General features: G+C 55.5%; 15 protein-coding genes. 11 read left to right on the top strand and 4 right to left on the bottom strand.

Annotation, left to right across the window (positions count from 1 at the left end):
* Nucleotides 1–2: 2 nt before the first annotated feature.
* Nucleotides 3–1,223, top strand: a complete 1,221-nt coding sequence (gene gspF / locus SELIN_RS06650; protein ID WP_013505898.1) for a type II secretion system inner membrane protein GspF — start codon at nt 3–5, stop codon at nt 1,221–1,223.
* A gap of 8 nt (nt 1,224–1,231) precedes the next feature.
* Complete coding sequence (locus SELIN_RS06645; RefSeq protein WP_013505897.1) at nt 1,232–1,858, top strand: exopolysaccharide biosynthesis protein; 627 nt, start codon at nt 1,232–1,234, stop codon at nt 1,856–1,858.
* 3 nt (nt 1,859–1,861) lie between these two features.
* On the opposite strand, the gene pseC is transcribed toward SELIN_RS06645, so the two are convergent.
* The 3 genes from pseC to SELIN_RS06630 all read right to left on the bottom strand — a co-directional run bounded on the left by pseC (nt 1,862) and on the right by SELIN_RS06630 (nt 4,193).
* Nucleotides 1,862–3,022, bottom strand: coding sequence for a UDP-4-amino-4,6-dideoxy-N-acetyl-beta-L-altrosamine transaminase (pseC, locus tag SELIN_RS06640; RefSeq protein ID WP_013505896.1), 1,161 nt, complete (start codon nt 3,020–3,022; stop codon nt 1,862–1,864).
* A 67-nt stretch (nt 3,023–3,089) separates the two neighbouring features.
* The gene (locus tag SELIN_RS06635) at nt 3,090–3,497 is read right to left on the bottom strand and encodes a hypothetical protein (RefSeq protein ID WP_013505895.1); all 408 of its coding nucleotides are present in this window, start codon (nt 3,495–3,497) and stop codon (nt 3,090–3,092) included.
* Nucleotides 3,498–3,512: 15 nt separating this feature from the next.
* On the bottom strand, nt 3,513–4,193 hold the full coding sequence (locus SELIN_RS06630; protein WP_013505894.1) for a hypothetical protein: 681 nt from the start codon (nt 4,191–4,193) through the stop codon (nt 3,513–3,515).
* Between the two features lie 405 nt (nt 4,194–4,598).
* Between SELIN_RS06630 and SELIN_RS06625 the strand changes: the two genes are divergently transcribed.
* The 9 genes from SELIN_RS06625 (at nt 4,599) to SELIN_RS06585 (ending at nt 12,321) form a co-directional block, all read left to right on the top strand.
* Nucleotides 4,599–4,868, top strand: coding sequence for an ArsR/SmtB family transcription factor (locus SELIN_RS06625; protein ID WP_013505893.1), 270 nt, complete (start codon nt 4,599–4,601; stop codon nt 4,866–4,868).
* A 12-nt stretch (nt 4,869–4,880) separates the two neighbouring features.
* Entirely contained in the window at nt 4,881–7,067 is a 2,187-nt protein-coding gene (locus SELIN_RS06620; protein ID WP_013505892.1) for a CHASE2 domain-containing protein, read from the top strand.
* A 20-nt stretch (nt 7,068–7,087) separates the two neighbouring features.
* Nucleotides 7,088–7,567 (top strand): SH3 domain-containing protein, encoded by a 480-nt coding sequence (locus SELIN_RS06615; protein ID WP_013505891.1) that lies wholly within the window; start codon nt 7,088–7,090, stop codon nt 7,565–7,567.
* On the top strand, nt 7,564–8,445 hold the full coding sequence (locus tag SELIN_RS06610; protein WP_013505890.1) for a M48 family metalloprotease: 882 nt from the start codon (nt 7,564–7,566) through the stop codon (nt 8,443–8,445). Before SELIN_RS06615 ends, SELIN_RS06610 begins: the two co-directional genes overlap by 4 nt.
* Nucleotides 8,423–9,691, top strand: coding sequence for an OmpP1/FadL family transporter (locus tag SELIN_RS06605; RefSeq protein ID WP_013505889.1), 1,269 nt, complete (start codon nt 8,423–8,425; stop codon nt 9,689–9,691). Before SELIN_RS06610 ends, SELIN_RS06605 begins: the two co-directional genes overlap by 23 nt.
* A gap of 18 nt (nt 9,692–9,709) precedes the next feature.
* Nucleotides 9,710–10,273: a macro domain-containing protein gene (locus tag SELIN_RS06600; RefSeq protein ID WP_013505888.1), complete on the top strand. Its 564-nt coding sequence runs from the start codon at nt 9,710–9,712 to the stop codon at nt 10,271–10,273.
* Nucleotides 10,274–10,275: 2 nt separating this feature from the next.
* A complete protein-coding gene (locus tag SELIN_RS06595; protein ID WP_013505887.1) occupies nt 10,276–11,040 on the top strand; it encodes a M90 family metallopeptidase in 765 nt (254 codons plus the stop codon).
* A gap of 100 nt (nt 11,041–11,140) precedes the next feature.
* A complete protein-coding gene (locus SELIN_RS06590; protein WP_013505886.1) occupies nt 11,141–11,971 on the top strand; it encodes an SIR2 family NAD-dependent protein deacylase in 831 nt (276 codons plus the stop codon).
* An 11-nt stretch (nt 11,972–11,982) separates the two neighbouring features.
* Complete coding sequence (locus SELIN_RS06585) at nt 11,983–12,321, top strand: GlpM family protein (protein WP_013505885.1); 339 nt, start codon at nt 11,983–11,985, stop codon at nt 12,319–12,321.
* A gap of 100 nt (nt 12,322–12,421) precedes the next feature.
* Here the strand turns inward: SELIN_RS06585 and SELIN_RS06580 are convergent, their stop codons facing one another.
* A complete protein-coding gene (locus tag SELIN_RS06580; protein WP_013505884.1) occupies nt 12,422–12,781 on the bottom strand; it encodes a DUF4870 family protein in 360 nt (119 codons plus the stop codon).
* Between the last annotated feature and the right edge of the window lie 252 nt (nt 12,782–13,033).

The raw sequence follows: 13,033 nt of genomic DNA, 5'->3' as shown, positions 1-13,033 counted from the left end.
GCGTGGCGGCTTTTGAGTACCAGGCCCTCGATGGCCGTGGCAGAACCCGCAAAGGCATTCTGGAAGCTGACAGTCCACGCCAGGTACGACAACAGCTGCGCGAAAAAGGCTGGACGCCACTGCAGATTGAGGCAACCCACAGCCGCGAAAACAATGCCCGCAAAACCTCTTTCTCCCTCTTTCGGCCATCCATGAGTGTTAACGACCTCTCCCTGTGTACCCGCCAGATGGCGACCCTCATTCAGGCCGGACTCCCCGTAGAGGAAGCTCTCAAGGCTGTCGCCGCCCAGACAGAAAAGAATCGCGTCCGCAGCATACTGCTGGGCGTCCGCGCCAAGGTCATGGAAGGCTACTCCCTGGCCAAGAGCCTGGCTCAGTATCCCCGTGCCTTCCCGGATCTCTATCGCTCCACTGTAGCCGCTGGTGAGCACGCCGGCCACCTTGACCTGGTGCTTGAGCGCCTGGCAGATTACACCGAAGGCCAGCAGCGCAGCCGCCAGAAAGTTCAACTGGCACTGCTCTACCCTGCCATCCTCACCGTCACCTCGATTCTGATTGTCACCTTCCTGCTCGGCTATGTGGTTCCCGACGTCATAAAAGTCTTTGTGGACACCGGCCAGGAACTGCCGGGACTGACCATCGCCCTGATCAGCCTCAGTGATTTCGTAAAAAACTACGGCCTGCTCAGCCTGCTGTTGATCGCAACCTTCGCTTTTCTCTGGAAAAAGCTTCTCAAGCGACCAGCCCTGCGCATGCGCGTCCATGAAACCCTGTTAAAGCTTCCCATGATCGGACGACTGTCGCGGGGGATAAACACCGCTCGCTTTGCCAGCACACTCAGTATCCTGGCCCAGAGTGGTGTGCCTCTGGTGGAAGCCATTCGCATTGCCGGTCAGGTACTGGGGAATGATTTCATAAAGGAACGCTCAATGGATATCGGCCGGATGGTCAGCGAAGGGGAGAGTCTGCATCTCGCCCTTGACAAGGCAAAATGCTTTCCGCCCATGATGATACACATGGTGGCCAGCGGCGAATCAAGCGGTGAACTGGACACCATGCTCAGTCGGGTGGCGGCCAATCAGGAGCGGGACATGGAGAGCCTGGTGGCAACCTTTGTGGGTCTCTTTGAGCCTTTTATGCTCGTCGTCATGGGCACCGTAGTCCTGCTGATCGTACTGGCAATTCTCATGCCCATCCTGAGTATCAATCAGTTGGTAATGTAAGGAATCCAATGCAGGAAAACAACACACCCATACACAGCCTCTCCCATGACCTGAGCACGCTTGTAGATGACCCAGACAGAGGAACCCTGAAACTGCAGGATGTCATAGAACAGCTTGGAAGCCGTGGGTTCGGGCTGTTGCTGCTGCTCTTTTCCTTCCCCAGTGCTCTGCCTGTCCCTGCGCCCGGCTACAGTATCCCCTTCGGGGCCCTGCTGCTGCTGCTTGGATTCCAACTGCTGCTGCAGCGCCGAACTCCCTGGTTTCCTATGTTCATGCTGAACTGGAGCATACCCACCGCCAAAGCGCGCAACACGCTTCACCGGAGTGCACGATTCTTTGCCATGCTAGAACGCATCGTCAAGCCCCGCTATCTGTGGACCACCTGCTCATGGCTGCGGCCCCTCTCCGGAGGGATCGTCTGTACCATGGCTTTCCTGATGCTTTTCCCCATCCCCCTTACCAACACCCTGCCCGCTATCGTGATTTTCTGTTGCGGCGTGGGCATGAGCGAACGTGATGGACTATTTACGCTGGCGGCGCTGGCACTGGGTATTCTCGCCGTGATGCTCTACGCGACGATTATCGCAGTGTTACTGTTCTATGGAGCCGATGCGCTGGCATGGCTGACAGGGTAAAGGCTACCCTCTGAGGATTCCCCCCAGGGTGGTAATAATATAATCCTGCTGTTCCTGGGTAATTCCTGGATGTAGCGGCAGGGAAAGTGCTCTCTCGTAATGCGTTAACGCCGCTGGGTAGTCTTCGGCACGGAAACCCAGGGCGCGGTAGTAGGGTTGCATGGGAACCGGAATATAGTGCACGTTTACGCCAATATCCTTTGCACGCAGAGCTTCAAATACCCCGCGACGATCCTTTCCGGTCTCTTCAGGCCGAAGCCGAACGACGAAGAGGTGCCAGGCGGACTCACTGTCTGCGAACTCTCCCGGCAGATCCAGAGGCAGGAAGCGCAGCTGCTCGCGATAGCGCCTGACCAGCAAACGCCTTTTCTGCAGAAAGTCATCAATGCGCTTCATCTGGCTTACGCCGAGAGCCGCCTGCAGGTCGGTCATGCGATAGTTAAAGCCCAGATCCTGCTGTTCGTAGTACCACCCACCCTCATTGCGGTTCTCAAGCATTTCATGATCACGGGTCACACCATGGCTGCGCAGCAGGGTCATTTTCCTGTAAAGGGTTTCGTCATTGGTCAGCGCCATTCCCCCCTCGCCGGTGGTGATTATTTTGACGGGATGAAAGCTGAATACGGTTATGTGGCTGTAGGCGCAGCTGCCGACAGGTTGCTGGCGGTAGGTCGCCCCGATGGCGTGGGAGGCATCTTCCAGGATGGCGAACCCATACTGCTGTGCCAGGCGCTGTATTGGTTCCATGGGACACGAGAGACCAGCAAAGTGTACAGGAGCGACAATTCGCGGAAGCTTTCCCTGCTGAGCGGCGATTTGCAGTTTTCTCTCCAGACAGACAACATCCATGTTCCCTGTTTCCAGGTCTATGTCGACAAAATCAACATCGGCACCGCAGTAGAGAGCGGCGTTAGCAGTAGCAACAAAGGTGTTCGGGGATGTCCACAGGGTATCACCGGGGCCAAGTCCCAGGGCTTTGCAGGCAATGTGCAGTGCTGCGGTGGCATTGCTGCAGGCAACACTAAAACGGCTGGAGCACGCACTGCTGACCATGTGTTCAAATTCAGTAATGGATGGACCCTGGGTAAGCCAGTCCGACTCCAGGACTGCCAGGACGCTCCTGATATCATCGGGGGAAATATCCTGTCGACCATAAGGTATCATGGGGAGGCTCCGCGAAAAAAAGCGGAAGGGATATCTCCCCTCCGCTTCGAGTTGTGTCGTATGTGCCTTACTGAGGCATATGGAACTGCTGCCCGGGAGCAGGTTGAGGAGTGCCGGTGGGGAAGGCATTGTACTGCTGTATCACGGGCATCTGACCTGGCATGACCACACCGACTGGTTGATAGGCTTTGCGTTTCTCATAACGGACCACCGGTACCCAGACCTCAGTCTCCTGATAGGCTCCCTGCGGCTGGTAGTGGTAGGTGGTGATGGGCTGGGCCTGCTGCTGTTGCGGCATCATGCCATACCCGTACTGCTGGTATGGGTTGTACTGCTGATAGGCGGCATAGGGCGAGGCTCCTTGCCAGTATCCTGCGCCGTACTGCTGGGCGGGCTGTTGATAGAACCCCTGCGCAGCCGCGCTCAGCGGAAAGATCAGAAAGGCTATCATCGTAAGCATCATTCTTTTTTTCATGGGTATCCTCCTGGCTTATTGAACGCTGAACGGAACTGGCTGCACTGGCATGATGGGAACGGGTTGTCCCGCGTACGGCAGTGCCTGGTATGGCATCATGGGTGGCGCATAGGGGTTGGAAGCCGCAAATGGAGCACCCATTCCCATGGCCGGTGAACCGTAGGGGCCGGGCATTCCCATTCCCTGTTGGGGTGCAAAGCCCTGTTGGGGCATGCCATATGCTTGTGGCATGAACTGTGGCTGATGGTAGTACTGATATGAGTTGTTGATCACAGGGGCACCGAATGCTGGCTGCTGGTTCCCGTTAACGCCCTGCTGTCCCATGGTATTGGAAGTATTTCTGGATGACTGGTACGAATACAGCGGAGGTGGCAGTAAATCCGTTCGATTTACCCGCTCGGTTTCTGCTGCCCTGGGAGCAGCGGCCTTTGCGGAGTGCTCTGCGGGATATGCGGGGATCTGGGGGGGAACCACCTGACGTCCGATCTCAACGACCGTTGTTTCGGGAGTGGCCCCTTCCTTGATAACAAAATAATGCTGCGTGTCCTGATCTGGACGCTCAATGGCGAGCTTCTTGGTCATAACATGCACATTGGAATTGCTGGGCGCAAAAATCTCGACTGGCTTGCTGCAGCCTGTCAGTATCAGCAGCGGCACGGTTATGATAAGAAAAAGAGTGAAAATATAACGTAACACGACAACCCTCCTGGGATTTGTTCAACGAAAAGGAGCCCATAGAGCCTTTCAGTGCAGCAATAATCGCTTCATGGTCACCTCCTTGTATCCCAATCACATCCCTGTTATTACACTGTCTCCATAGAGCAGTTCCCTTTCATCCTGAAGGGCGCTCTGGTGTTTGCATGACAAAGTCAATATAGGAAACCACCCATAACTTGACAAGGTTTTTTCTTGCTTTGCTACTCTATCGACATATTTTTTACAAAACCAAAGGTATTTTTTGCAAAAAAAACCAAAAGTAATTCTTGGCAAAACCCCGTAACTCTTCCTATACTCAAATAAGTTTTTTCGCGCAATTCCGCTTCTGCCACAATGCGCTGCTGATTATCGAAAACGCAGAATTTATATTCTTCCGAGGTCTACATGAACATTCGCTTTGATGATATCGCCACCAAGTTCAAGTGTCTGTCTGACCCCACCCGCCTGCAGATCCTTCATCTGTTGATGGAAGGAGAACACTGTGTTGGCGATATAGCGTTAAAAATAGGAACCACACAGGCCAACATCTCCAAGCATCTTTCGCTGCTGAAAAACGCCGGGCTGGTGGTTTCCAACAAACAGGGCATGAAGGTCATTTACTCCCTCCAGGGAAACAAAGTCCAGCAACTCTGCCAACTCATGTGCTCTGACTGAGCCGGAGGAGCTATGTCATCCCCACACTCCCATCATCGTGTAAAATTCCTGTGGGGATGGGGAATGGTTCTGGTGATCAGCCTGCTGGTCTCCCTCCTGTATCACCAGGGGGGCTTACAGCGTATGGAGTGGATTACCTACGACAGCCGCATGAAACTTTTCCGGGAAGATGTGGCCGCCCATCCGGACATTGCCGTGATCCTTATTGACGAAGCCACTCTGCAGGCCATGAATCCGCTGGTGGGGCGCTGGCCCTGGCCACGAGCCGTATATGCCGAGCTCATGGAATTCCTTGCCATGGGCGAGCCCCGCGCCATCATTTTTGATATTCTCTTCAGTGAATACCAGCGCGAGGCTGACGTTCCCCCAGGTCAACCCGGCTTCAATGACGAAAGTTTCGCCCTCGCCACCCGGCACTTCGGCAATATCTATCACGCCTTTCAGATTCTCCATGAGGCAGAGGATGAAGCTGGCCAGCATCAGCTTTATCGTCCGGTTCCCAGTGAATTTTCCCAGCGCTTTGCATTCCAGACGACAGGCGATCACCGCGATATGGAACCATCGGGCAATCACTTTATACTGCCCTTTGCGGAGCTTTACCGGGGAGCCAGGGGCGCCGGTGTCGTCAATATAGACGCTGACCCCGATGGCATCTACCGCCGCACCCCACTGTATTTTGCCTATGATGATCAGTTCTACCTTCCCCTATCGCTGGCAGCGCTTTCCCACGACTCCACACTTGAGCTGGGCATAGGCGCCGATGGTGTAACCGTTGCCAGCGAAACTCTCTCCCAGCAGCGCGACCGCTTCTTCCTCCCCAACTACTACGGTTCATTTAACGCATTCTCCATGGGGGGCATTTTCGCCTCTTACCAGGCCATTCTCCACGGCGATTTTGCCAGTGTTCTCATTGACCCGGCCGAATTTCACGACAAGTACGTCTTTATCGGTTCCAGTGCCATAGGCCTGCAGGATGTGAAGGCGACCCCCCTCTCCCACAACACTCCAGGGGTTTTCATTCATGCCAGCGTCGCCTCCAACGTACTTGACAATGACTACCTGACAACTCCCCCCATGGCGGTAACCTTTGTGCTGATATTTGCCATGGCGGGTGTATCCATAGCGTCTATCCTCTACCTTCCACGCTTTTCCCTCCAGTTCATGCTCCCGGCGGGAATCATCATTCTCTATGGCATAACCGCAGTTTGGCAGTTCGGCAATCAGCTCGTCCTGGACATGGTTTCACCGGTCACTTCCGGTATACTGGCGTGGCTTGGTGGCTTTGCCTACCTCACCTTCACCGAAGGCAGGGATAAGCGCAAGGTTCGTCGCATGCTTTCCCAGTATGTTTCGCCGGCGATTCTATCGGAAGTAGTCGACAAGTATGATTCCATTGCCACCGCCGATGTGGGTACTGATGAAAACCTCACCATTCTCTTTTCCGATATCCGCAGCTTCACCAGTATCTCCGAAAAACTGCAGGCAGACCAGGTGGTGGATCTGCTGAACATCTACCTGAAAGACATGTGCGATGTCATATTTGAATACCAGGGCACCCTGGATAAATTCATTGGAGACGCCATCATGGCCTTCTGGGGAGCACCTATCCGCATTGAAAACCATGCCGATCGCGGCGTCTGCGCCGCCATTGCCATGTACCGCAGGCTGGCCGAAGTCAACCAGCGGCTCCAGGAGAAGGGATACCCTCCCATCGCCATCGGCATAGGCCTGCACACCGGCAATGTCATACTCGGCAACATCGGCTCCGAAAAAAAACTGGATTACACCGTCATCGGCGACAACGTCAACCTGGCCTCCCGCACGGAAGGTCTTACCAAGCAATATGGCTGTCCCGTACTCTTTACCGAGAACACCTACCACGCCCTGAGCCTCCCTGTGCCCTGCGCCCAGGTCGACCTCGTACGCGTCAAGGGCAAGGTAAAGCCCATCGCCATGTATCGTCCGCTGGCGGCCCCTGATGACCCAGCGGAAATTCTGCAGCAGGCCCATGAAACTGCGGCACTCGCCGCCGCTGCTTTTGATGCCTACCTGCATCGCCGATGGCAGGAGGCCATTGATCTTTTTGAACAAATTCCGGAACATTTGTCTATTACCATGATGCTTGAACGCTGTCGTTCCTACGCGCACCAGGAGCCACCAGACTCCTGGGATGGTGTCCATACCATGGAAACGAAATAAGAGCAGAAGAGGGGGGATTTATGAAAAAAGGGGTATTATCACTGATGGCCGTGCTTGCCATGGGCATGGCAGCCATGGCATCGACCATGTACGTACAGAGCCGTGAGGCTCCACTGATGCAGGAACCGTCCTTTGGCGCGGCCGTGCTGGGCACCTTCACCCAGGGGAGAGAAGTGCGTGTTCTGGAGACCCAGGGCACCTGGCACAGAGTACAGGCAGAAGAACAGCAGGGCTGGATGTCCAGACTGGCCCTGACCTCCAATCCCCCCCTTGGGCGGGTTGGTGTGATCGGAGCCGGAGAAGAGCGCCTGGAAGACAGTGTCCGACGTCGTACCTCAGCCGTGGTTACCGCTGGTGCCGCCCGGGGACTCACTCCGGAAGACCGCGCCCGGGCCAGCGAAATGGGACTCTCCAACTACCATGCCCTGGCGCAGATGGAACGCCTGCACCTTGAAGAAGAGGAAATCATTCGCTTTCACCGGGAGGTAGTGGCCCCATGAACGTAAGAGCACTGCATTTTTCTCTTCTTACCGTAGCAATTGCCTCCATTCTGATAGTCGGTTGTGGCAGTGCCGAGTATTCGGCACTGCCCGACACCAGTCCTAAGGAATACCGCAGCCGCCTCTCCCATGTGCATGTCACCATTGCCGACCTGGAGAGCGATGTGACCGCCGAAGTGGAGTTCGGCAAGGAGGTGGGCGCGCGCATCCTCGGCACCTACCGCCCCCTGAACGACCCGGAGCTGAACCGCTACGTCAATCTGGTGGGACGCTCTGTCGCCCTGCACGCCAGCAGGCCCGAGCTGGAATTCCGCTTTCAGGTGCTGGACTCCGACACCATCAACGCCTTTGCCGCTCCCGGCGGATATATCTTCATCACCACCGGCGCCTTGCAAATGATGAGTGATGAAGCCCAACTGGCTGCCGTCCTGGCCCACGAGATAGCCCACGTCACCGAGAAACACATTGTCAATGAACTGGGCATCAGGGGCGTTGATGACAGCCCGGTCACCGGACTCTCACGCCTGCTGGGTGCCGGCTCCGACCCTATCCGCGTCGCTTTCGCCCAGGCGGTGGATCAGGCCGTGGATATTCTCTTCACCTATGGCCTGAAGCAGGAAGATGAATTCGAAGCCGACTACATCGGTACCCTGCTGCTGGCCCAGACCGGTTACGAAGCCACTGCCATGCTGCGCTACCTGGAATCCATTGCTGAAATCAAAGGCGAAGCCCTGGAGGTCATCGACCGCACACACCCCGCCATGGATGCGCGCTTCAGCGCACTCAGAGAAATCATTGACCTCTACGATCTGGCCGAGCTGGATAACCCCATCATGAAGGAGCGCTTCGAAAGCCATGTCAAAATCATACGCAACTAAACTCGCCCTGGCGGGTGCTCTGCTCATTTGCGCAAGTGCATTCTTTTCCACAGCGAGTGCTGACGAGTATCATTACAACAACATTCTCATCGGCGAACGGGCCATGGGCATGGGTGGTGCCTATACGGCGATTTCCGATGATCCTTCCGGTCTCTACTACAATCCGGCGGGAATCGTTTATGGTTATGCGCCAAACCTCTCAGCCAGCGTCAACTCCTTTCACACCTCCCAGACCACCTATAAGGATGTCCTTGGTGGACACACTGACTGGAACCGGCAATCCGCTGACCTGATCCCCAACTTCTTCGGCGTCACCCAGCCCCTGGGCGATTTCACCGTGGGCTTTTCCTTTGCGGTCACCGATAACATGCGCGAGGACATGATCCAACGCTACCAGAACGTCAATGTGTTCGAAGAGTTCAGCGTGCATCTCGATAACACCCATGTGGTGAACAAGATCGGGCCCTCCATCGCCATGGCCGTCAATGACAATCTGGCCATCGGCTTTACCCTTTACTTTCACCTGCTCCAGTCCAAGGTCATCTTCACTCAGATAGGCCGTGTTGGCACCAAGAGCCATGCCAATGGCGATATCCCCGACGTGGAGTACCAGGAGCTGGTGACCCGTACCACCGAGTTCGGCCTGAACCCCGTGCTGGGCGTCATGTGGAGTCCCCTGGAGAGGCTTGCTTTTGGTGCGACTCTGCGCAGCACCACGATCATTACCTCAGACACCGAAAGCTTCATGGTATTCCATGGCATTGAGAATGACAGTATCAAACCGCCAGAGTACCCGGATTACAACGGCATAGACTTCGCCTACTACGAGTCCAACCTGCGTCGTTCCTATCCCACCGAGCTCTCCTTCGGTGCCGCCTGGTTTGCCGATGATCGTCTGCTGCTGTCGGCAGATGTCTTTCACTATCTGAGTACCGATGACACCCATGCGGTTACCAACCTGGCTGTGGGGGCCGAATACTACCTGAGTCCCCGCTGGGCAGTTCGTGGTGGCGCCTTTACGAACTATCACAATGGCTACGGGCCGGAAAATGAGGTCGATCTGTACGGCGTCACCTTCAGCCTGACCCGCTTCACCCGCAACTCTTCCCTGACCATGGGCATAAACAGCAGCTTTGGTTCAGGCAAAGGTGCCATCGTCCAGGGCGGGGACTCCAGTGATGGGGACTCCAGTGATATGGAAATGTTCTCGCTGACGGCTTTTCTCGGATCATCCTACTCCTACTAACCACGGAGGTCTTTCCCTATGTCTGTCATAGCCCGGCAGGGCAATCTGGTTGAAGAACCCGATGCCACCTTTATCGTCAACGCCTCCAACACGGAGCTTGTGCTGGGCAGCGGCGTTTCCGCTGCCTTTCGCGCCCACTGCGGCGACGACGAGTATCAGCAGTACCTGCACACCTGCAAAACGGCCTATGAACGCGAACATGGGCCCATCCAGCAGGGTGATGTCGTATGCACCGGGGCGGGCACAGCCCGCAATATCCGCAATGTGCTCCACGGCGCGGTGATGGACTACTCCAGCGGCAAGAGCAGCATGCCCACCATACACACCGTCGAAAAGATTCTCGAAGGCATAGGGGAATGTATCAGCCGCATGCGGCCTTCCCTGCCATCCGATCTGACGCGAATCAAACTGGTCCTGCCCCTGATGGGTACCGGCGTGGGTGGTCTGGACAAGCGCAGCGTACTGGAAAGCTACGCCAGGCATCTCATCCCCATGGCGCGGGAGCTTGATATGGACATTGTCGTCTATGGCTACAGTCGCGATGATTTCTTCCTCATCCGGGCCGCCCTGAAAGGAGCCTGAGATTGCGTGCAAGGTGGCTGCGCAGATGGTTTCGCCTCTTCTCTGACAGCGAAGGCCTTGATCTGGCCCTGTGGCAGAATCTGCGCCAGTCCATGCCCTTGCTGAAGAATCTGTCGCGGGAGCAGCAGCGAAAGCTCCAGCGGATAACCGATGAATTCCTGTCCAGGAAAACACTTCTCCCGGCCGCTGGTTTTGCCATCGACGCGAGGATGAAGCACCTCATCGCCCTGCAGGCCTGCGTACCCCTGGTGAATCTGAACCTGAACGTCTATCGTTCATTCGATTCCATAATTGTTTACGCCGACGAGTTCATTCCGCGCCATGCACTGGAGGACGAAAATGGCATCGTCCATCTGGACGAAGAACCGCTGATCGGTGAATCCTGGTATTATGGCCCCGTGATTCTCTCCTGGAATGACGTCAGCCACGATGCCTTCAGCGAAGGCAACACCAATGTGGTCATCCACGAGATGGCGCACCAGATCGACATGCTCAGCGGTGACGCCGACGGAGTGCCGCTGCTCCATCCTGACATGAGCCGCGATACCTGGCGCACCATACTGCAGGCGGCCTTTCGCGAACATGGACGCCTGGTGAAGGCGGACGAGGACACGGTGCTCGATCCTTATGGCGCCGAAGACCCCGCTGAATTTTTTGCCGTAAGCTGTGAGTGTTTTTTCAAGCAGCCCAGACAACTCAGGCAATGGAATCCACAGTGGTATGAACAGCTGGCACGGCTTTTCGCTTGGGATACTGCCCACAAATAATCGCGGGTTTTTCTTGCAACATCTTCCTGTGATCACTAGACTTATGTCAATACACACGGATCAGTGAACCGAAAAACCACATGTGCTGGAGGTGAAGACTATGGAGTATACGGAGAAGTACCGCAAGGCAGCTGATGTTATACGGAACGCCGAAGCCATGATCATTACCTCGGGAGCCGGCATGGGTGTGGATTCAGGCCTGCCCGACTTCCGCGGTGAAAAGGGTTTCTGGAACGCCTACCCCATGTATGAACGGCTTGGTCTGAGCTTTGCCGGAGCAGCCAATCCGCGCCATTTCGACGAAGATCCTGCCTTCGGCTGGGGTTTCTATGGCCACCGTACCAACCTGTACCGTTCCACCACACCCCACGACGGCTTTAACTGGCTGAAGGAGTGGTCAAAGAAGTTCGGCATAGATCACTTTGTGGTCACCTCTAATGTCGATGGACAGTTCCAGCAGGCAGGCTATGCCGACTCCCGTATCCTGGAGGTTCACGGCTCCATTCACCACCTGCAGTGCACGACCCCATGCTCTTCGGAAATATGGGCCAACGAGGAAGATATACCAGTGGATCTCGATACCATGCGAGCCGGATATATTCCGTCCTGTATCCGCTGCAACGCTGTGGCGCGACCCAACATCCTGATGTTCGGTGATTACGCCTGGATCAGCAGCCGTACTGCTGAACAGGAGGAACGTTTTTCCGCCTTTCTCAACCGTCACCGCGGCCACCGTAAAGTCATCATTGAGATGGGTGCCGGCACTTCGGTTCCCACCATCAGGAACCTGGGAGATCGCCTGAGCACCACAGAGGATGTCACCCTGATTCGCATCAACCCCCGCGAATATGGAGTGCGCGGCGCCCATATCTCCATTGACAAAGGTGCCCTGGAAGCACTGCAGGGGATTGGTGAGCACCTTGCCCGCTGAGATGCACACTTATGTCACTGGCCATTAAGGTTGCGCTGGGGGCAGTGGCCGTCCTGCTCATCGCCCTGCTCTCCAAAACGCGCAATTACGCCATTGCCGGACTGGTACCCCTCTTTCCCACCTTTGCGCTCATCGCCCACTTCATTATTGGAACCGAGCGCTCCGTTGCGGATCTGAAAACGACTATCATTTTCGGCGCCTGGTCCATGGTGCCCTATTCCATCTACCTGCTCAGCCTGTACCTCTTTGCCGACCGGATGCGTCTTGGCATGGCCCTCGGTTCGGCAGTGGCCTGCTGGGCAGTATCCGCCTGGGTTCTGATCATCCTGTGGACCCGCTACAGCAGCTGATTAAGATACAGCAAAGCCCCGGCAGGAGCCAGGGCTTCAAGAATTCTTTGCGCAGCTCAGACACCGCAAGAGTAACACCGCAGCGAATTTTCACCTGCGGTTAAACGGCCTGAACCGGAATCACTTTCTCCTCGTACATGGGCTTGTTTTCGTTGAGTCTCAGCCAGCCCTTGACGATTCGGTAAATGATCCACACGAAGTTTGCCAGCAGAATCACCCAGCCGATAAGGATGGTCAGGGCGACCGCACCAATCACCGACCAGAGGAGACCGAACCAGAAAGTCCGTATTTGCCAGCGAAAGTGGCTCTCCAGATAGGTTCCGGCGACCTCATTTTTTTTCAGATAGTTCAGGATAATCCCAACGATCGCCGTCAGGCCCACAAAAAAGGATGCCGCGTACAGCGCATAGATAACGGTTGTCAGGGTTTTTGCTGATTTGAGATCTTCCGCATTGTTCATAATCCAACTCCTCCCAGAGATAGGGCAGCTGATACGGGCCAGCAGTGAAACGTATATGTTATTAGCCACTGGCAACGTTTTCCGCATGCAACTTTTGCCCTTTAAGAATATCACTTCTATGACAATTAACACACGTCCTTCCATTCGTCAAACGTGAATATCCCCCCGTGGGAACGTAACATTCCCTTGAGTTCTGGTGGCAAAAAACCTATTCTTGAATGGCCATATATGCAAATATCTTTCGAACATGAC

Origin of the sequence: Desulfurispirillum indicum S5, assembly GCF_000177635.2 — a bacterium.
GTDB classification, from domain to species: Bacteria; Chrysiogenota; Chrysiogenetes; order Chrysiogenales; family Chrysiogenaceae; genus Desulfurispirillum; species Desulfurispirillum indicum.
The sequence above is the reverse complement of the archived record's forward strand: the minus strand, read 5'-3'. Positions and strand labels throughout refer to the sequence as shown.